General features: G+C 43.8%; 18 protein-coding genes. 17 read left to right on the plus strand and 1 reads right to left on the minus strand.

The annotated features are described in order from the left end of the window. Positions 1-2 precede the first annotated feature (2 nt). The 14 genes from tsaE to FNC98_RS01005 all read left to right on the plus strand — a co-directional run bounded on the left by tsaE (position 3) and on the right by FNC98_RS01005 (position 13,443). Positions 3-473, plus strand: a complete 471-nt coding sequence (tsaE, locus tag FNC98_RS00940; protein ID WP_143579499.1) for a tRNA (adenosine(37)-N6)-threonylcarbamoyltransferase complex ATPase subunit type 1 TsaE — start codon at positions 3-5, stop codon at positions 471-473. A gap of 16 nt (positions 474-489) precedes the next feature. Then, a complete protein-coding gene (locus FNC98_RS00945; RefSeq protein WP_143579500.1) occupies positions 490-1,797 on the plus strand; it encodes an N-acetylmuramoyl-L-alanine amidase in 1,308 nt (435 codons plus the stop codon). Positions 1,798-1,803: 6 nt separating this feature from the next. Beyond that, a complete protein-coding gene (gene mutL / locus FNC98_RS00950; RefSeq protein ID WP_143579501.1) occupies positions 1,804-3,684 on the plus strand; it encodes a DNA mismatch repair endonuclease MutL in 1,881 nt (626 codons plus the stop codon). Continuing rightward, positions 3,685-4,635, plus strand: a complete 951-nt coding sequence (gene miaA / locus FNC98_RS00955) for a tRNA (adenosine(37)-N6)-dimethylallyltransferase MiaA (protein ID WP_143579502.1) — start codon at positions 3,685-3,687, stop codon at positions 4,633-4,635. A gap of 207 nt (positions 4,636-4,842) precedes the next feature. Continuing rightward, a complete protein-coding gene (gene hfq / locus FNC98_RS00960; protein WP_143579503.1) occupies positions 4,843-5,088 on the plus strand; it encodes an RNA chaperone Hfq in 246 nt (81 codons plus the stop codon). A gap of 31 nt (positions 5,089-5,119) precedes the next feature. Then, complete coding sequence (gene hflX, locus FNC98_RS00965; RefSeq protein WP_143579504.1) at positions 5,120-6,406, plus strand: ribosome rescue GTPase HflX; 1,287 nt, start codon at positions 5,120-5,122, stop codon at positions 6,404-6,406. Between the two features lie 59 nt (positions 6,407-6,465). Beyond that, complete coding sequence (hflK, locus tag FNC98_RS00970; RefSeq protein ID WP_143579505.1) at positions 6,466-7,614, plus strand: FtsH protease activity modulator HflK; 1,149 nt, start codon at positions 6,466-6,468, stop codon at positions 7,612-7,614. Positions 7,615-7,616: 2 nt separating this feature from the next. Further along, positions 7,617-8,495 (plus strand): protease modulator HflC, encoded by an 879-nt coding sequence (gene hflC, locus FNC98_RS00975; protein ID WP_143579506.1) that lies wholly within the window; start codon positions 7,617-7,619, stop codon positions 8,493-8,495. Positions 8,496-8,564: 69 nt separating this feature from the next. After that, complete coding sequence (locus tag FNC98_RS00980; protein WP_143579507.1) at positions 8,565-8,753, plus strand: DUF2065 domain-containing protein; 189 nt, start codon at positions 8,565-8,567, stop codon at positions 8,751-8,753. 185 nt (positions 8,754-8,938) lie between these two features. Beyond that, complete coding sequence (locus tag FNC98_RS00985; RefSeq protein ID WP_143579508.1) at positions 8,939-10,234, plus strand: adenylosuccinate synthase; 1,296 nt, start codon at positions 8,939-8,941, stop codon at positions 10,232-10,234. 219 nt (positions 10,235-10,453) lie between these two features. Then, a complete protein-coding gene (locus FNC98_RS00990; protein ID WP_143579509.1) occupies positions 10,454-10,867 on the plus strand; it encodes a hypothetical protein in 414 nt (137 codons plus the stop codon). A gap of 25 nt (positions 10,868-10,892) precedes the next feature. Continuing rightward, the gene (locus tag FNC98_RS00995) at positions 10,893-11,333 is read left to right on the plus strand and encodes an NADAR family protein (RefSeq protein WP_143579510.1); all 441 of its coding nucleotides are present in this window, start codon (positions 10,893-10,895) and stop codon (positions 11,331-11,333) included. 21 nt (positions 11,334-11,354) lie between these two features. Further along, the gene (locus FNC98_RS01000; RefSeq protein ID WP_143579511.1) at positions 11,355-11,810 is read left to right on the plus strand and encodes a macro domain-containing protein; all 456 of its coding nucleotides are present in this window, start codon (positions 11,355-11,357) and stop codon (positions 11,808-11,810) included. 382 nt (positions 11,811-12,192) lie between these two features. Beyond that, a complete protein-coding gene (locus FNC98_RS01005) occupies positions 12,193-13,443 on the plus strand; it encodes a malic enzyme-like NAD(P)-binding protein (RefSeq protein ID WP_143579512.1) in 1,251 nt (416 codons plus the stop codon). 107 nt (positions 13,444-13,550) lie between these two features. On the opposite strand, the gene metJ is transcribed toward FNC98_RS01005, so the two are convergent. Continuing rightward, a complete protein-coding gene (metJ, locus tag FNC98_RS01010) occupies positions 13,551-13,838 on the minus strand; it encodes a met regulon transcriptional regulator MetJ (RefSeq protein WP_143579513.1) in 288 nt (95 codons plus the stop codon). Positions 13,839-14,011: 173 nt separating this feature from the next. Here metJ and metB point away from each other — a divergent pair, with 173 nt between their 5' ends. From metB to metF, 3 genes are read left to right on the plus strand one after another with little or no spacing between them, the layout of a single operon-like run. Then, positions 14,012-15,178 carry a cystathionine gamma-synthase gene (metB, locus tag FNC98_RS01015; protein WP_143579514.1) on the plus strand — a complete coding sequence of 389 codons (1,167 nt, stop codon included), beginning with the start codon at positions 14,012-14,014 and terminating at the stop codon, positions 15,176-15,178. A 7-nt stretch (positions 15,179-15,185) separates the two neighbouring features. Continuing rightward, positions 15,186-17,681 (plus strand): bifunctional aspartate kinase/homoserine dehydrogenase II, encoded by a 2,496-nt coding sequence (metL, locus tag FNC98_RS01020; protein ID WP_143579515.1) that lies wholly within the window; start codon positions 15,186-15,188, stop codon positions 17,679-17,681. Next, positions 17,681-18,565, plus strand: a complete 885-nt coding sequence (gene metF, locus FNC98_RS01025) for a methylenetetrahydrofolate reductase (RefSeq protein WP_143579516.1) — start codon at positions 17,681-17,683, stop codon at positions 18,563-18,565. The genes metL and metF overlap by 1 nt, the downstream gene beginning before the upstream one ends. Positions 18,566-18,711 lie beyond the last annotated feature (146 nt).

The following is an 18,711-nucleotide window of genomic DNA, read 5'->3' on the forward strand; positions in this document are numbered from 1 at the left end:
CAATGAAGCGATTACAGTTTAATCTTGAAAATGAACAAGCCACCGTTGAATTTGGCAAAACGCTCGCCCGTTTGGTGACTGAGATTCCGATTGAATCCATGGTGGTATTTCTTAATGGTGATTTAGGTGCCGGCAAAACCACATTGACGCGAGGATTTGTGCAGGGCATGGGTCATAATGGCAATGTTAAGAGTCCGACGTATACTTTAGTAGAGCCTTATGAGCTTGAACCATATCGGGTTTTCCATTTTGATTTGTATCGGTTAGCCGATCCTGAAGAACTCGAATACATGGGTATACGCGATTATTTTCAGCCGCATTGTTTCAGTTTTATTGAATGGCCAGAAAAAGGCGCTGGCATTTTACCCGCAGAAGATCTTATTATTGATCTTGAATATGTTGAGCAACAACGCCGTGTCACATTAGTGGCAAAAAGCGTTAATGGTGAACAAATAATAAATAAACTAGTTTAGGGTTACTCATCACACTATGTTTCGTGGTCAGATAAAAATAATAACCTTGCTGCTAGGTCTGTTAACAGCCCCCGTGTTTGCTAAGAGCACCATAGATGGTGTTCGTGTCTGGCCGTCGCCGGATTACACCCGGGTTGTATTCGACCTCAGCAATACGCCGGACTACAGTTATTTCTTCCTGAAGAATCCTGAGCGTCTGGTAATCGATTTCACAGGCACTACAAACCAGGTTAGTCTGGAAAATCTGGCTGCGAATGACACTCGCATTAAATTAATCCGAACCAGTACCGCAAAAAGTAAACAAAGCACCCGTATTGTTATTGAATTAAACGGTGGCTTTGAGGACAAAATTTTCCCGCTAAAACCCGCAGGCCCTTATGGTAACCGCCTGGTCGTTGACCTTTTCGATAAAGAGCGTAAGCAGGTTGTTGTTAACAAACCTAAGGCAACCAATCGCGACATCATTATCGGTATCGATGCCGGACACGGCGGTGAAGATCCTGGCTCGATTTCCAAAAACGGCACCTATGAGAAAAAACTCACCCTGCAGATAGCCAAAAAGTTAAAGGCGATTATCGATAAAGAGCCGGGTATGAAGGCGGAAATGATTCGCAGCGGTGATTACTATATTCACGTAAATCGTCGCACCGAAATAGCTCGTCAAAAGCAAGTCGATTTTCTGGTTTCAATTCATGCTGACGCGTTTCACTCCAGCAAACCACGAGGAGCTTCTGTCTGGATTGTCAATGACCGCAGAGCGGATTCTGAACTGTCTCGTTGGTTGGTTAATCGTGAAAAGAACTCGGCATTACTTGGCGGTGGCGGTGAACTTATCAAGAAAACCAATGATGAAAATCTGGCGGTGTTTCTGGCAGATTTAACCAAGGATAAGTCTCTGGAAATTTCTGACATGATGGCGCGCAATGTTATTTCAGAAATGCGCAAGATCACCCGTATGCACAAAACTCAGCCGCAAAATGCGAGTCTGGCAGTGCTCAGGGCTTCTGATATTCCCTCCATGCTGGTAGAAACTGGCTTTATCTCAAACCCTTATGATTTCAAAAATCTGACGTCGCCGACGCATCAAAGTAATTTAGCGAAAGCGATCTTTTCGGGGATGAAGCGTTATTTCCATCAATATCCACCAGAAGGTTCACTATTGGCGAGCCAGCGCCCGACCAAGCATAAGATCCGCGCTGGTGAATCACTATCTGTGGTTGCACAACGTTATAAAGTTTCGGTAAGAGAATTGAAGCTTGCTAACAACCTTAAATCTGATGTGGTTCGAATCGGTCAGACTTTGACAATTCCGCAAATGAATTAATCGTCAATGAGCATAGCAATTTTACCTCCTCGTCTGGCTAATCAGATCGCTGCTGGCGAGGTTGTGGAGCGGCCAGCTTCTGTTGTCAAAGAGCTGGTTGAAAACAGCATTGATGCTGGCGCGACAAAAATTACCATTGATGTGGAGCAGGGTGGACATAAACGCATCCGCATCAGTGATAATGGCAAAGGCATTTATCAAGACCAGTTATCTCTGGCACTTTCCCGTCACGCAACCAGTAAAATAAAAGACCTTGATGATTTAGAGTCGATCTCTTCCCTTGGGTTTCGCGGTGAAGCGTTGGCGAGTATTAGCTCCGTATCGCGCCTGACACTCACATCCAAACCTACAGATCAGGATAAGGCGTGGCAGGCGACGGCCACTGGGCGGGAAATGGCGGTTGATATTCAACCAGCAGCCCACCCTGATGGCACCACCATAGATGTCGAAGACCTGTTTTTTAATACACCGGCGCGACGTAAATTTTTACGAACTCATAAAACCGAATTCTCTCATATTGACGAAGTTATTCGACGCATTGCTTTATCCAAACTCGATATTACTTTTATCGTAAACCATAACGGGAAAACGATTCGCCAGTACCGGGCGGCAAAAACCGATAAACAGGTTGAAAAGCGCTTAGCCAGTATTTGCTCGCAAGCATTTGTCGATAATGCCATTGCTATCGATTTTCAGCATCAGGGGCTGCATTTGTATGGTTGGGTAGCAAGCCCTGCATTTAATCGTAGTCAGAACGATTTGTGTTATAGCTATGTCAACGGTCGGATGATGCGTGACAAACTTATTAACCATGCCATTCGGCAGGCGTATGGCGAGCGTATGCCTCATGACGCCTATCCCGCTTTTGTGCTATTCCTGAACCTTGACTTCGATCAGGTCGATGTCAATGTTCACCCGGCGAAACACGAAGTGCGTTTTCACCAGGCACGCCTTGTTCATGATTTTATTGTCAGTGCTATCGGTCAGAGTCTTGAACAACAGCTGTTGAGCGATTCAGCGGATGCGGAGCAACACATTGAAGAACCTGCGGTTACATTTGAATCTTCCGACTATATCCAGCCACTAAGGCCAAGCAACGAAACCTATACGCCGTCCACCGGGCGCTCTGATAGCCGGGATTACAATGCGCCGAGCCATCATCAAAGCGGTTATGCTGGCAGAGCACAACATTATTCTGAAAGGCCAGGTAAGCAGGCGCTTACCAACTATGATAAGTTGCTGAGCACTGATATTGAAATCTCAACAACGCAACCACAGCATGAATCGGTTGCAACAACATCGGCGCCTGAAGCCGCATCGACCGCTGCAACTGCTCAATCGGATTATCAGGTGATAACCATTGAACCGGAACACACCGCCGTTATTTTGTACCAACAGCAATTGTATTTACTTAATGTTGAACCGGTTATTGAGCAATATCAGCGACAAAAATTGCAAAGGGCATTTGCCGGAGAAATCGTTTCGCAACCTTTGTTGTTGCCTGTCGCTTTGACCTTTGATGCATCCACATTAGATTTTATTGCTAAACATCAACAGCAATTTATCCAACATGGTATTCACCTACAGCTAAAGCCAAATAATAAATGTGTGATTCGTCAGTATCCGGCAATGTTGCGCGATCAGGATGTGCAATCTAGCTTTTCTATGATTCTCAATCACTTAACTGAGCAGAAAAATGAACCGCTAGATTGGGTGTCAGCATTTGCTCAGCCGACAACCGTTGAATTTGTATCAAGCCAGCAACTGCAAAGCCTGATTGATGATATCTGCGGTGATAACAATATCGACTTTTTTAGTTTGTTTGACTTGAATTGTCTAAAACTAGACCTCACTTCGTACATACATCAACTTAAGCTTACCGAATGAATGAGCGATCATAATCCCGCATCTTTATTACCGATTATCTGCATTATGGGCCCGACTGCCTCCGGCAAAACGAGTCTGGCGATGCAGCTTGCAGACGAAATTCCCTGCGATTTAATCTCAGTGGATTCTGCACTGGTCTATAAAGGGATGGATATCGGTACTGCCAAACCAACGGCAGATGAATTGGCCAGTTATCCACATCAGTTGATTGATTTAATCGATCCCGCCCAAAGTTATTCTGCGGCAGATTTTTGCCGTGACGCAAAAGCCGCGATTAAACGCGCCAGAGATGCTGGCCGATATCCGGTGCTGGTGGGCGGAACTATGATGTATTTTAAAAGTCTACTGCAAGGTCTGTCACCTTTGCCGCAGGCTGATGAAGCGATTCGTGGTGAAATTGAAGCCCAGGCCAAAGAACATGGCTGGGAATATATTCATCAGCAGTTAGAAACGGTAGATCCGGTTTCTGCAAAACGAATTCATCCAAATGATCCTCAGCGATTAACCCGAGCGCTGGAAGTTTATCGGGTCTCTGGTAAATCGTTGACGGAATTAACCGAAGATAAAGGTGAGACGGTCGAAGGACCAGTATTGCAGTTTGCGATAAGCACCGAACAACGTGCAACCTTGCACCAGCGTATCGAGTTACGATACAAGATTATGTTGGAGCAGGGTTTTGAAGAGGAAGTAAAACGTCTTAAACAGCGAGATGATTTGCATCCTAACTTACCGTCTATCCGCTGTGTTGGTTATCGACAAATGTGGGAGTATCTCGACGGTGAGTATGATTATGATGAAATGGAATTCCGGGGAATTTGTGCCACCAGACAGTTGGCAAAACGACAATTAACCTGGCTTCGGAGCTGGCCGGATTTGACCTGGCTAACAACCGATGATCCACAAAACCTGCAGAAGATTCTCGACGGGATTTCTATAAGCACTGCAACATAAACTTAATTAGCTTATGTAAATCAGCATCTTAAATTATTTGTTGGATAAATTTTTGAATCCGTTTCTGGTTTTTACCGAAGCAACAAAAAATTTTAGATAAAAGTCAAACAAGATTAAGATCTCTGTGTATAATTAAATGGCTCGTTGTGTAACTAGCTAAATTTGAAACAAAATTATTAGAAAAAATAAAAAATGAGGGGCCTTAAAATGGCGAAAGGGCAATCTTTACAAGACCCGTTTTTAAACGCATTGAGACGTGACCGTATTCCTGTGGCAATTTATCTTGTCAACGGGATCAAGCTACAAGGTCAGGTTGAATCGTTTGATCAATTTGTGATTTTACTTAAAAACACCGTAAGTCAAATGGTATATAAGCATGCGATTTCTACGGTAGTCCCTTCTCGGGCGGTTAATACCAGTAATCCAACTGAATATAATCAGCCGATGGAATAATATTTGATGAGTTTGAATTGGAGTTGCTCATTTGTTTGATAGGCATCAAGCAGGTGAGCAAGCAGTACTTGTTCACATCGATTTTCCGCAAGAAAACGCACGCGAAGATTTACAAGAATTTGAAATGCTGGTGTCTTCCGCCGGCGTCAATGCTTTGACGGTTGTCTCCGGACGACGCGAAACCCCTCACCCAAAATATTTTGTAGGCAGTGGTAAAGCTGAAGAAATAGCTGAAGCCGTGAAGCTCTATCAGGCTGACGTCATCCTTTTTAATCACGCTTTGTCACCTTCTCAGGAAAAGCATATTGAGGCATTGTGCCAATGCCGGGTAATTGATAGAACCACATTAATTCTGGATATCTTCGCGCAACGTGCTCGTACCCATGAAGGTAAGTTGCAGGTAGAACTCGCTCAGCTTCGCCATATATCCAGTCGCTTGATCCGAGGTTGGACTCACTTAGAGCGACAAAAAGGTGGTATCGGTCTGCGAGGCCCTGGTGAAACTCAGTTAGAAACTGATCGCCGGTTACTCAGGGAGCGTATGCATAATATCCAGAAGCGCCTTGAAAAAGTCGAAAAACAACGACATCAGGGGCGACGTCTGCGGGAACGTGCAGAGATACCAACCGTGTCTCTGGTGGGCTATACCAATGCCGGTAAGTCGACATTATTTAACCAGATAACCGATGCTGAGGTTTATGCGGCTGACCAATTGTTTGCAACATTGGATCCGACCCTCAGACAAATCAGTTTAAAAGAAGTGGGGAAGGTGATTCTTGCCGATACGGTGGGGTTTATCCGACATTTGCCCCATGACTTGGTTGCTGCTTTTAAAGCAACCTTGACCGAAACCCGGGAAGCCCATCTGCAGTTGCACGTGGTAGACATTTCCGATGAACGCCGGTCTGATAATATTGCTCAGGTCGAATCCGTATTGGCAGAAATTGAAGCGGACGAAATCGACCAGTTATTGATTTGCAACAAAATCGATAACCTCGATGACGTGTCACCGAAGATTGATCGTGATGAGGAAGGAAAGCCTATCAGAGTCTGGCTTTCAGCACGTGCTAATATAGGATTAGACCTTTTATTTCAGGCGCTTACTGAACGGCTCGGACAAGATATCGTTCAGTATCGATTGAAGATACCTCCCAGCGCAGGAAAATTGCGGGGAACTTTATACGAACTAAACTGTATATCAGATGAGCAGTTTGATGAGCAGGGAAATAGTTTACTGGATGTAAAACTACCTCTGCGAGAATGGAAAAAGTTATTGAAACAGGATAATTCACAATTGCAGAACTTTATCCTGCACTGATAGTATATTAACAATATACAGTTGCCCTTAATAAGAATTGCAATCTAACGGAGAGCGAAATGGCTTGGAATGAACCGGGGAATAATGATAAGGATCCCTGGAAAAATAAAGGCGGTCGTGATCAGGGTCCTCCTGATTTAGACGAACTACTAAAAGATCTCGGTAATAAATTCGGTGGAATTTTCGGTAATAAACCAAACCGCAACAGCAAAAATAGCTTTAGCGGCATTGGTCTTTCCATCGTATTGATACTTGCGCTTGTCGTTTGGGGTATCAGTGGTTTTTATACCATCAAAGAATCCGATCGCGGTGTTGTGCTGCAGTTTGGTGAGTACTTAGGGGAAGTAGAACCGGGTATCCACTGGCAACCGACATTTATTCAGCGGGTAATTCCTGTAAACGTACAAACCACTAATAACTTGCCTGCCCGTGGCGATATGCTAACGGAAGACGAGAACATGGTTATGGTAGAGATGCAGGTTCAGTATCGTATTATCGACGCACGTAATTACCTGTTTAATGTAACTAATGCTAACGAGAGCCTGGCACATGCCTTCGACAGTGCAATTCGTTACGTTATCGGTCATTCTAAAATGGATGAGGTGTTAACCAGCGGTCGTGAACAGGTACGTCAGTCGGTTTGGGAAGAGCTTGAAAAGATTATCGAGCCATACAATATGGGTATTCTGATTTCCGACGTCAACTTTAAAGACGCGCGTCCACCAGAGCAAGTCAAAGATGCATTTGATGATGCCATCGCCGCTCGAGAAGATGAAGAACGTTTTGTCTTGGAAGCGGAAAAGTATGCTCTTTCGGTAGAACCAGAAGCTCGTGGCCGTGCTAAACGCATGGAACAGGACGCACTTGCTTATAAACAGCAGATCGTTCTTGCTTCACAGGGTGAAGTTGCCAAGTTTGATCAATTACTCCCTCAGTACATAGCTGCGCCTAGAGTTACCCGTGATCGTTTGTATATCGCGACGATGGAACAGGTTTATAGCAAAACGTCTAAAGTGATGGTTGATGTTGAAGGCGGAAATAACATGATGTACTTGCCTCTTGATAAAATCATGCAGCAGCAGCCACAGTTAACTTTGCCTTATAGCCAAAGCTTGCCTGGAAGCAAACAAACACCTGTTCAAACAACTAATTCGGCGCCCAACAAGCCACCGGGACGTAGTGACCGTTTCAGCCGGGGGAATAACTAATCATGAAAAACTTTTTAGTGATCATTCTAGTGGTACTCGGTCTGCTGACAGTTTCTTCGGTATTCGTTATCAATGAAGCTGAGCGCGGTATCGTGTTCCAATTCTCGAAAATTAAACGTACTGACGGTGGTGAAATGAAAATTTACCCACCGGGTATTCATTTCAAGATCCCTTTGATTGAGCGTGTCCGTAAAATTGATGCGCGTATTCAGACGCTCGATGAAGCGCCAGATCGTTTTGTAACCGCAGAGAAAAAAGATTTGCTGGTTGATACCTACGTTAAATGGCGTGTCGAAGATTTCTCGACCTTCTATGTTCGTACCAATGGCGGTTCACTTGAGAACGCGCAAGCGCTTTTAAAACAAAAGGTGAATAACGGTCTGCGTACCGAGTTTGGTACCCGTACTATTCGTCAAATCGTATCCGGCGACCGTGACTCGGTTATGGAAAAGGCGAAGTTAAGTGCTCAGACGGCTCGCAAAGATTTAGGCATTGAAGTTGTAGACGTTCGTGTTAAACGTATCAACTTGCCTTCAGAGGTTCAAAACTCAATTTTCGATCGTATGCGTGCTGATCGTCAGGCAGTAGCTGAAGAACATCGTTCTCAAGGTCGTGAGAAAGCGGAAGTAATCCGTGCGACGGTTGATGCGAAAGTTACTGTTATGCTGGCAGATGCGAAGAAACAAGCATTTACCCTGCGCGGTGAAGGTGATGCAATGGCTGCGAAAGTTTATGCCGATGCATACCAAAAAGATCCTGAATTCTTCACTTTCTTCCGCTCATTGCAAGCGTATGAAAATAGCTTCAATAGCAAAGGTGACATCCTGGTCATCAAACCAGATTCCGATTTCTTCAAATACTTGAAAGAAACCGGAAAGTAAATCATATAAAGCCCACTTAATGTGGGCTTTATTATTACCACCACCTAAATTACTGAGTGCGCAAACTCTATGACGTTCTCTACTTTGTTAATTGCCATTGCTTTAATGCTTATCCTTGAAGGTCTGGGACCATTCCTGTTTCCTAAACGATGGCAGTCGTTAATGGGCAAGCTCGCCGCTGAAAATGCCAGGGTTATCCGTCAGATTGGCTTGGTTCTTATCATCACCGGTCTTGGTATGATTGCAATTTTTTCTTAAACGCTTAGTTTCCTTCAGCCTAATACGGCCACTGCAACGACATTTTTCCCTATTTTTCCTGCAATTGTGTCAAGTTCGATTAGAATTAACCCGAGAACCGTAAAAAAGTCGATAAAACGGGTGATCTTTACCTCGATCTTTTGGTAGAATCCCCGCCTAATTTTCTTTCAAAAACTGCAATAGATATGGGCAAAAACGTCGTTGTATTAGGCACCCAATGGGGTGACGAAGGTAAAGGTAAGGTCGTTGACCTGTTAACGGATAAAGCAAAATATGTTGTTCGTTATCAAGGTGGGCACAATGCCGGTCATACATTAGTAATTGACGGTGAGAAAACCGTTCTGCATTTGATCCCATCGGGCGTGTTGCGTGACAACGTAAAATGTCTAATCGGTAACGGGGTTGTACTTAGCCCTGAAGCTTTGATGAAAGAAATCAAAATGCTTGAAGAGCGTGGTGTTCCAGTTCGCGATCGCCTGCTTATTTCTGATGCCTGTCCACTAATCATGCCTTATCACATCTCGCTTGATATGGCGCGTGAAGCAGCTCGTGGCAACAAAGCTATCGGTACTACAGGTCGTGGTATTGGTCCGGCTTACGAAGATAAAGTTGCTCGTCGCGGTTTACGGGTTGGCGATTTATTCGATGCCGAAGGTTTCGCAGCAAAATTAAAAGAGATTATGGAATACCATAATTTCGTACTTACCAACTACTACAAAGCCGAAGCGCTAGACTTTGACAAAGTACTGGCAGATGCAATGGCTGTTGCTGATATCATTAAAGCAATGACGGCTGATATCAGCGAACTGCTTGACCAGGCGCGTTTGAATGGCGATTCCATCATGTTTGAAGGTGCCCAGGGTACTTTGCTTGATATCGACCACGGTACATACCCATATGTAACTTCGTCTAACACTACCGTTGGTGGTGTAGCGACTGGCTGTGGCTTTGGTCCTCGTCACTTAGACTACGTATTAGGTATTACTAAGGCTTACACAACGCGTGTAGGATCTGGTCCATTCCCTACAGAGCTCAACGACGAAGTTGGTCATCACTTAGGTACTGTTGGTCACGAGTTTGGTGCTACTACGGGTCGTGAACGCCGTTGTGGTTGGTTTGATGCCGTAGCTATGCACCGTGCCGTTCAGGTTAACTCAGTAAGCGGTTTCTGTTTGACTAAGCTTGACGTTTTAGATGGTTTGAAAGAACTAAAAATCTGTACCGGTTACAAAACTGAGTCTGGTGAAATCTTAACGGTTCCACCAATGGCTGCAGAAGGTTACGAGAACATTACACCGGTATATGAAACTATGCCAGGCTGGGATGAGAAAACCGTTGGCGCAACCAAGCGCGAAGAGCTTCCTGCAAACGCGTTAGCCTACATCAAACGTATCGAAGAAGTTTGTGGTGTACCTGTAGATATCATCTCTACCGGTCCGGATCGTAACGAAACCATCATCTTGGTTAATCCATTCGAGTAATCGAATCGATACATACTTATTTAAGAAAGCCCGCGTCAGCGGGCTTTTTTTGACGAATTGATTGAACACCACAGTGTATGCCAGTAACGCCAGATTGCCAGATTGCAAGACTCAGATTTATCCGGTAATTTAATCCACCGGTAACGGCCTAGATGAGCGAATAACGGCCTTTTGCACGCTTAACAAGCGTTTATCAATTCTAGATGTCAAAGGAATGAAATGACTCAAAAAACAATTCGTGAGCTAATCACTGAAATGAATCACCGAAACGTAAGTTTAGAAGAAATCGAACTAGCACGAGCGTACGAGAAGTCATTAATCCCTGATGACACAGAAATTCCTGATCAAGATTCTATTTACGAAGTCTTTTCTTTAATTGAAGGGAATGTATTAATTCAATTTTGTGCTCCTTTCACTGGAGGCAATGATGTTCAGATACCTAAGGGGATTAGACTTAGAGTTTTAGAGCATTGTGATGAAAAACCTCTGGTAATAGCATGTAGCCCAATTGATAGTGAAGAGCATTCTGATATGTTTGTAGATAAAAAAGATCTTAATAACGATTTATATGCAGGATACTATTTAACCATACCCACACTTTCTTTTATCAGAAATACTAAGAAAATCTCTTAGCACATTAATTTACCTCTAATTAAAAATGACAATTTATTTCTATACAAAACTTGATGAGTACGGAAACTTTTCCAACTTTTCAAAACATGGAATAGAGATGGTTGGCCTCTGGTGGCCAACTGTAGAACATTATTTTCAAGCGCAAAAATTTGTGTGTACCTCCTATCAAGAACAGATAAGGAAAGCGCATAGTTCAAAGCAAGCTGCTGAGTTAGGGCGCAGTTGTAAACTTCCGATAAGAAAAGATTGGGAATTGGTAAAGGATGAAATAATGTATTTGGCCGTATTAAAAAAATTTCAAACTCATGATTCGTTAAAAGAGCAATTACTTTCTACGGGGTCTCAAAATATCGTAGAAAATGCACCAGGTGATTATTATTGGGGTTGCGGAAAAACAGGTGCAGGCATGAACAAATTAGGGAAAATATTGGTTAGAGTTCGTGAAGAACTGACAACGCTCAGCTAAATAGAATATCGAGGGCAAGTTTTGAATGATGTTGAAGGGGATTTAATAGAGTTAGCATTGAATGGTGAATTTGATGTCATCGTGCACGGCTGTAATTGCTTTTGTACTATGGGAGCAGGATTAGCAAAAGCTATTAAGTTTGAGTTTCCTGAAGCTTATCAAGCAGACTTAGAAACTGAAAAAGGGTCAGAGGATAAACTAGGCAAATACTCTCAAGTTACCGTGCAAAGAGGTAACCACAAGATAACTATTTTAAATGCATACACTCAGTTTCATTGGCGAGGCCGTGGTGTAAAAGCCGATTATAATGCTATCAAAGAAGTTTTCTCTAATATCAAAACTGAATTCTGCGGTAAGCGGATAGGTTACCCTTTAATCGGAGCTGGTTTAGCTGGTGGCGACTGGAATATTATATCTGAAATTATCGATTCCAAATTAATGGGTGAACGTCATACGCTGGTTCGATTTGAAAAGTAATGTTGTATTTAATTTGCATATATTAGCAGATACTAAAGAGCAGCTATTACCACATTAGAGTCATTTAGCCACTTTGAAATTTTACCTCTAGAAGCGAGATTACGGCCGACGCCGCAATGACAAAACTAACACTTCGACAGCGTCCTCACCGACGCAGTCCTCTATGATGCAATCCTCTACGATGCAATCCTCTCCGACAACGTCCTCTCACTAAACCGCTTCAACTCCCGTTCCGTAAACATTCTCCGCCAGAAAAATCTGGTAGGAGGTTCGACCGTTCTAATTTATAGCGATTTTCTCTTAACAATTTGTCAGAATTAAGCGTAATATAGAAAGCTCCGTTAAAAGTTTCCATAAAAAATTACAAAAAGGCTTTCATTCCATGTCTGATCTTCGCAAGCAAGCACTCGATTACCACGCATTTCCGCAACCTGGGAAAATTTCAATGACGGTCACTAAGCCGTCAGAAACCATTGAAGATTTAGCTCTAGCCTATAGCCCTGGCGTTGCGGAACCAGTTCGGGAGATAGCTGAAGACAGTGAAGCGGTATTTAAATATACCAATAAGGGGAATACAGTTGCGGTGATCTCTAATGGTACTGCTATCCTTGGGCTTGGTAATCTTGGCGCTATGGCTTCCAAGCCAGTGATGGAAGGTAAGTCGTTGCTATTTAAACGATTTGCCAATATCGATAGCTTTGATATTGAAGTGAATAACGAAGATCCGAAAGCCTTTATCGAAACCGTTGCTAATATTGCCGATAGTTTTGGCGGTATTAATCTTGAAGATATTAAAGCGCCTGAGTGTTTTGAAATTGAAAAAGCTTTAATTGAACGATGCAAGGTTCCGGTTTTCCATGATGATCAACACGGTACAGCCATTGTAACTGCAGCAGGAATGCTTAACGCCCTGGAGATTCAGGGTAAAGATTTAGCGCATGCGAAAATTGTTTGCCTGGGTGCTGGTGCTGCTGCGATTGCCTGTATGCAATTGCTTATCACTTGTGGTGCCCAGCGCGAAAATATTTACATGCTGGACCGTAAAGGCGTGATTCACACCCGCCGAGATGATTTAAATGAATACAAGCAAATGTTCGCCAACAATACTGACAAACGTACCTTGCAGGATGTGTTATTTGAAGCGGACGTTTTTGTTGGTGTTTCGGGCCCGAATTTACTATCGGCAGATGATTTGAAACTTATGGCAAAAAATCCAATTGTGTTTGCTTGCTCTAACCCTGACCCGGAAATTACCCCGGAACTTGCCTTGCAAACCCGGGATGATGTTATCGTTGCAACGGGTCGTTCTGATTACCCGAATCAGGTAAATAACGTATTGTGCTTCCCGTTTATTTTCCGCGGGGCGCTTGATGTTCGTGCTAAAGAAATCAATAACGCGATGAAAGTTGCTGCCGTGCATGCGATTCGTCAGATTGCTAAACAGCCAGTGCCGACAGAGGTATTGCAGGCTTGTGGCGAGAAAGCGTTAACCTTTGGTAAAGACTACATCATTCCAAAACCTATGGACCCTAGATTGTTAACGGAAGTAGCAACGGCAGTAGCACAAGCTGCAATTGACTCAGGGGTTGCACAAGGTCAGTTAGCTAAAAATACGCGTATTCGTGCTGCGTAAATTTTTATAGAAGCCTTCAGGTAAGCTTTTAGAAAAACTTTCAGAGTAATTAAAAAAGGCCCGCTATGTTACATAGCGGGCCTTTTTTATTATCGCTTATCAGGCAATTAATCTTTTGATTCGGTATCCGTATCTTCAGAAATACCTTTTTCGTTGTCCTTTGACAAATCTTCATCACTTGGCAGCGGCTGACCAGTAAAGGCATGTAAAAATGCTTCGCATAACAATTCGCTATTGGTGGCGTGACGTAAATTGTTTACCTGACGACGGGTGCGCTCATCGGTTAAAACCTTTAATACATTTAATGGGATAGAGACAGTGATTTTCTTTACCTGCTCACTTTTTTTCCCATGTTCCGCATATGGGTTGATGTATTCGCCGTTCCATTTCGCCATGTTGTTTCCTCAGAACCTATTTTTGCTAGGTGAAATTGTACTAGGTATGACTTTTGAGTCAACCAATAACATCTATATGCAAAGATGTATAGACGTCTAAAAGTTCTTGACCCAATAAAATAATGCGTATAGATTTATAGACGTCTAAACATCTAAATATCTCAGAGGCGAGAATGAGTCAGGATAAAGCTGCAACCATAGCCGTACGTGCCGGCATAAATACCGACCAACACCATAGTGCTGTTGTGCCTCCTATTCATCTCTCTTCCACCTACCGTCTTGAAGGATATAACCAAAAAGGCGATTACGATTATTCCCGTTCCGGAAACCCAACCCGCTCATCCCTTGGTAAAGCTATTGCCGATCTTGAAGGTGGTAGCACTGGTATCGTCACCAGTACGGGCATGGCAGCAATCCATCTGATTTGTCAGTTATTGTCTAAAGACGATCTACTGGTGATCCCTCATGACTGTTATGGCGGAAGTTATCGCCTGTTCACTCACTTGCAAAAACGTGGTTTATTTAAACTTGCGGTTGTTGATCAAACCAACCTGGATGACGTTGCTGAGGTGATGAAGCAAAAGCCTCGCCTTACCTTAATTGAAACACCAAGTAATCCGCTGCTGCGTATCGTTGATATAACGAAGATTTGTGAACTTGCAAAACAAGCCGGCTCTTTAACAGCGGTAGACAACACCTTCTTAACGCCATTGCTGCAAAAACCACTGGCTTTGGGTGCGGATATTGTTGTTCATTCAACAACAAAATTTGTTAATGGCCATAGCGACGTTGTCGCCGGTGCCGTTGTCACCAAAGACACCGAGTTGGGAGAAGAACTTGCCTGGTGGGCAAACTGTATTGGTATTACCGGTAGTCCGTTTGATAGTTTCCTAACCCTGCGTGGTTTAAAAACGCTTCCGGTACGACTCAAGCAACATCAAGCCAACGCACAAGCAATCGTTGAGCAATTAGCTAATCATCCGGCAATTGATGCTATTTACTATCCGGGTCTTGGCGATCATCCTGGCCATCAATTAGCGGCGAAACAACAATCAGGTTTTGGCAGTATGCTGAGTCTCGAGCTTAAAGGCGGTGTCGATGCAGTTCGCTGTTTGTTTGATAACCTAGAGTTATTTACGCTTGCACAATCATTGGGCGGCGTAGAGAGCCTGATTTCACACCCATCAACCATGACCCATGCTGGCATGGACCTAGAGGCGCAATTAACTGCCGGCATTAAGCCTGGATTAGTTCGTCTTTCCGTTGGTATTGAAGATGCCGACGATTTAATTTCCGATTTAACCTCTGCCCTGGACAAGTGTCTGGCATTCAAGGAGTAGTGTAATCATGTCAGAACAAACTTTGGTTGACAGCAATGTCTCGTCAATCAGTAAGGCAGGCTTACTATCTGAGCAACTGCTAACGAATAACCTTGAAGAGCGTACCGTCCATAAATTCGGTGGTTCCAGCCTGGGTACTGTGCAGTCTATTGAATCGGTATTGGCAATTATCGAGCAAAGAATTTCTGATCAGGATTTAGTGGTTGTTTCAGCGAACGGTAAAACCACCGACAAGCTCGTTGAAATTATTGATCTTGTAAACCTGTGTCAGGAAACAGAGGATGAGGCTTTTACGCACTTATTGTTGTTAATACAGGCTGAGCATAAGCAACTCATCACTGAATTAGTTGCTGGCGATAGCGAAACAGCAATCGAGTTAGTCGCCAAGCTAAACGATGATATTCGCCAGATTCAACAATGGTATCTTCAACAGCAACTTATTGATAACAGTAATAATGTTCTTGCCTTTGGTGAGATATGGTCGAGTCGTTTGTTGGCCGCGGCATTAACTCAGCGTGGCCGTGCTGCGGTTGCTATTGATACCCGCGAATGTTTTGTTCTCGACTGTCCGTTAAAAACGACCCTGGATAGCCAGCTATCATCGACAAATCTGCATAGCAAACTAAAACCAGGCCAGTTGCACATCCTCACCGGGTTTATTGCTGTGGACCGTCAGGGCAAAACCCATACTTTAGGTCGCAATGGGAGTGATTACAGTGCGACACTCGCGGCAGATTTGATTGCGGCAACAGACGTAAGCCTTTGGACTGACGTTGATGGTATTTACAGTGCCGATCCTCGTATCGTTCCAAGCGCCAAAAAATTGCAGCGTATTGAGGTTTCTGTTGCCCGTGAGCTGGGCCGCTTAGGCAATCCGGTTTTGCATTCGAAAACCCTGTCGCCATTAAAAGAGAAAAGCATCCACCTGCACATCAACAACACTTTCTACCCACAACAGCTTGGATCGGAAGTCGGAGTCTTTGGTGAAATTGCCCGTCAGGAAGTCTCCATTACTCACTCTAATCAGCTTATCGGCTTTCAATCGAAGCGTTTTAATAAAAAGCTTTTGGCCGTAATCAGCGAAGAATTTTCAACAGTAGATATTGATGCGGCGCAAAAGCGAGTGATTATTTCCGCTGAGCAAGCTTACGGTTTGCGCCATTATTTGCAGGAACAGTGCGTTGATTTTGCAACCCACTCGATGTCGTTGTTGGCAGCGGTAGGTTATTCGATTCGCGATAGCCGTTGGCACCGTGAGTTTATAAAAACCATTGAAAAGTCACCATATCCGGTAGCAAAAGTGAGTGTCAATGAACATTCACTGGTGGCATTTTCTTATGAGGATTGCCAGATTGAATGGGTGAATAAGCTTCATAATCGGTTAACGAGAGAGCACAAAAATATCGGTGTTATTGTGGCCGGCACTGGCAATATTGGTGAGACCTTTTTAAGCAACTTTTCCGCCCAGCAGCAAGCTCAGGAAGCACTTAATCAAGTGCACCTTATTGGCGTGATGAATTCCACTAAAGGCTGGTTTGATGTTGACGGTTTATCTGCGGATAAGGTTGCATCGGAATTTAGCAATAACGCTCAACCCTGTGATATCGAAGGCTTGTTAACCTGGGTGCAACGTCACCCTTTTGATGAGGTGATAATCGTTGATATCACACCGAGCGAGCAGTTTGCCAACAATTATCAGCAGTTTTTTGACGCTGGTATTCATGTTATTTCTGCCAATAAATGTGCTAACACCTTTGCCAGAGAAGCTTTGGGTTTACTACAGCAAAGTATCGATAAAAACGATTGCCAATGGTTAAGCAACACAACAGTAGGTGCCGGTCTTCCTATTAATTATGCGCTTAAAGATTTAATTGATAGTGGTCATCAAATTGAAGAAATCAGCGGCATTTTTTCGGGAACCTTGTCTTGGTTATTCTCAAATTTCGATGGTAGCAAGCCGTTTTCAGAGTTAGTCAAAGATGCATTAGATCTTGGCCTGTCTGAGCCCGACCCAAGAGATGATTTATCGGGTTTAGATGTGCAGCGAAAACTTTTGATCCTGGCCCGTATGGCCGGATTTCAATTGGATCTTGAGGATATTGATTGTATGTCGTTAGTGCCAGAATCACTGAAATCTTTGAGTAAAAATGAATTTCTTCAACAAAGTCATTTACTCGATAAGGCATTCTCAGAACAGTTGGCCGAAGCGCAAGCTAATAATGCCTGTCTGCGTTATGTTGCCAAACTGACTTATATTGATGGAAAAATCCGCGTTCGGGTTGGTATTGAGGCGCTTGATAATAATCATGCGTTTGCGAATCTTAATCCGTGCGATAATATCTTTTTATTAAAAACAAATTGGTACCAGGACAACCCTTTGATTATCCAGGGACCGGGCGCAGGACGAGAAGTTACCGCCGCCGGTTTGCATTCGGATCTCGTTCATCTGTGCAGACAACTAAATAGCAAACATCAGGACGTCGACATTAAGGGGATTAACTAATGAATTATCGTTCCGCCAGACAGCTGGATTCTTTAAACCGGACGGTGAGTGAATTATCTGCCGATTTGCAGGTATCTTTTGAGTTTTTCCCGCCAAACTCTCCTGAGATGGAAACCACCTTGTGGAATTCTATTGAACGCCTGGCACCATTAAATCCAAACTTTGTTTCCGTGACATACGGTGCGGGAAGCGGTACTCGGGATCGGACTCATGGGGTGATCAAACGCATCCAACAAGATACCGGTTTAATAGCAGCACCGCATTTAACCTGTATCGATGCCAGCCGTGAAGAGTTAGTTCAAATTGCTAAAGATTATTGGCAGTCTGGTGTCCGTCACATTGTTGCACTGCGCGGCGACTTGCCAGATTCCGATAAAAAACCGGATATGTATGCGTCTGATTTAGTGTCGTTATTAAAAGACGTGGAAGATTTTGAAATTTCAGTTGCTGCATACCCGGAAACCCATCCCGAAGCGCCTAACGCGCAGTTTGATTTGCTCAACCTAAAGCGCAAAGTGGAAGCCGGGGCGAACCGGGCGATTACCCAGTTCTTCTTTGATATTGATTCTTATCTTCGTTATCGCGATCGTTGTGTATCCGTAGGTATTGACGTCGAAATCGTCCCGGGCATTTTACCGGTTTCAAATTTTAATACCCTGAAACGCTTCGCCGGTCTGACTAATGTTCACGTGCCAAACTGGATGTATAACATGTACGAAGGTTTAGAGGATGATCCGACAACTCGTAATCTGGTTGGTGCCAGTATTGCCATGGATCAGGTGAAAATTCTTCGCAGTGAAGGGGTAGAGCATTTCCACTTTTATACGTTAAACCGCTCGGAACTCACTTACGCCATTTGCCACACCCTAGGTATTCGCCCTTAAGCTTCAGGCGTCTGAATTCTGCAAGCATACAAGTATGTGGTAGCTTAAGGCATCTGAATTCTGCAAGCATACAAGTATGTGGTAGCTCATGGCGTTTGAATTCTGCAAGCATACAAGTATGCGTTCTGTTGTCTGTGCACTGTAAC

This window comes from Thalassotalea sp. PS06 (assembly GCF_007197775.1).
Taxonomy (GTDB): domain Bacteria; phylum Pseudomonadota; class Gammaproteobacteria; order Enterobacterales; family Alteromonadaceae; genus Thalassotalea_A.

Bases quoted from the DNA above. Each gene is read 5' to 3' on its own strand.
- metF (WP_143579516.1), top strand. From the start codon at position 17,681: ATGAATTATCGTTCCGCCAGACAGCTGGATTCTTTAAACCGGACGGTG.
- hfq (WP_143579503.1), top strand. From the start codon at position 4,843: ATGGCGAAAGGGCAATCTTTACAAGACCCGTTTTTAAACGCATTGAGA.
- miaA (WP_143579502.1), top strand. From the start codon at position 3,685: ATGAGCGATCATAATCCCGCATCTTTATTACCGATTATCTGCATTATG.
- metJ (WP_143579513.1), bottom strand. From the start codon at position 13,838: ATGGCGAAATGGAACGGCGAATACATCAACCCATATGCGGAACATGGG.
- mutL (WP_143579501.1), top strand. From the start codon at position 1,804: ATGAGCATAGCAATTTTACCTCCTCGTCTGGCTAATCAGATCGCTGCT.
- FNC98_RS01005 (WP_143579512.1), top strand. From the start codon at position 12,193: ATGTCTGATCTTCGCAAGCAAGCACTCGATTACCACGCATTTCCGCAA.
- hflK (WP_143579505.1), top strand. From the start codon at position 6,466: ATGGCTTGGAATGAACCGGGGAATAATGATAAGGATCCCTGGAAAAAT.
- metL (WP_143579515.1), top strand. From the start codon at position 15,186: ATGTCAGAACAAACTTTGGTTGACAGCAATGTCTCGTCAATCAGTAAG.
- tsaE (WP_143579499.1), top strand. From the start codon at position 3: ATGAAGCGATTACAGTTTAATCTTGAAAATGAACAAGCCACCGTTGAA.
- FNC98_RS00990 (WP_143579509.1), top strand. From the start codon at position 10,454: ATGACTCAAAAAACAATTCGTGAGCTAATCACTGAAATGAATCACCGA.
- hflC (WP_143579506.1), top strand. From the start codon at position 7,617: ATGAAAAACTTTTTAGTGATCATTCTAGTGGTACTCGGTCTGCTGACA.
- FNC98_RS00985 (WP_143579508.1), top strand. From the start codon at position 8,939: ATGGGCAAAAACGTCGTTGTATTAGGCACCCAATGGGGTGACGAAGGT.
- metB (WP_143579514.1), top strand. From the start codon at position 14,012: ATGAGTCAGGATAAAGCTGCAACCATAGCCGTACGTGCCGGCATAAAT.
- FNC98_RS00945 (WP_143579500.1), top strand. From the start codon at position 490: ATGTTTCGTGGTCAGATAAAAATAATAACCTTGCTGCTAGGTCTGTTA.
- FNC98_RS00995 (WP_143579510.1), top strand. From the start codon at position 10,893: ATGACAATTTATTTCTATACAAAACTTGATGAGTACGGAAACTTTTCC.
- FNC98_RS00980 (WP_143579507.1), top strand. From the start codon at position 8,565: ATGACGTTCTCTACTTTGTTAATTGCCATTGCTTTAATGCTTATCCTT.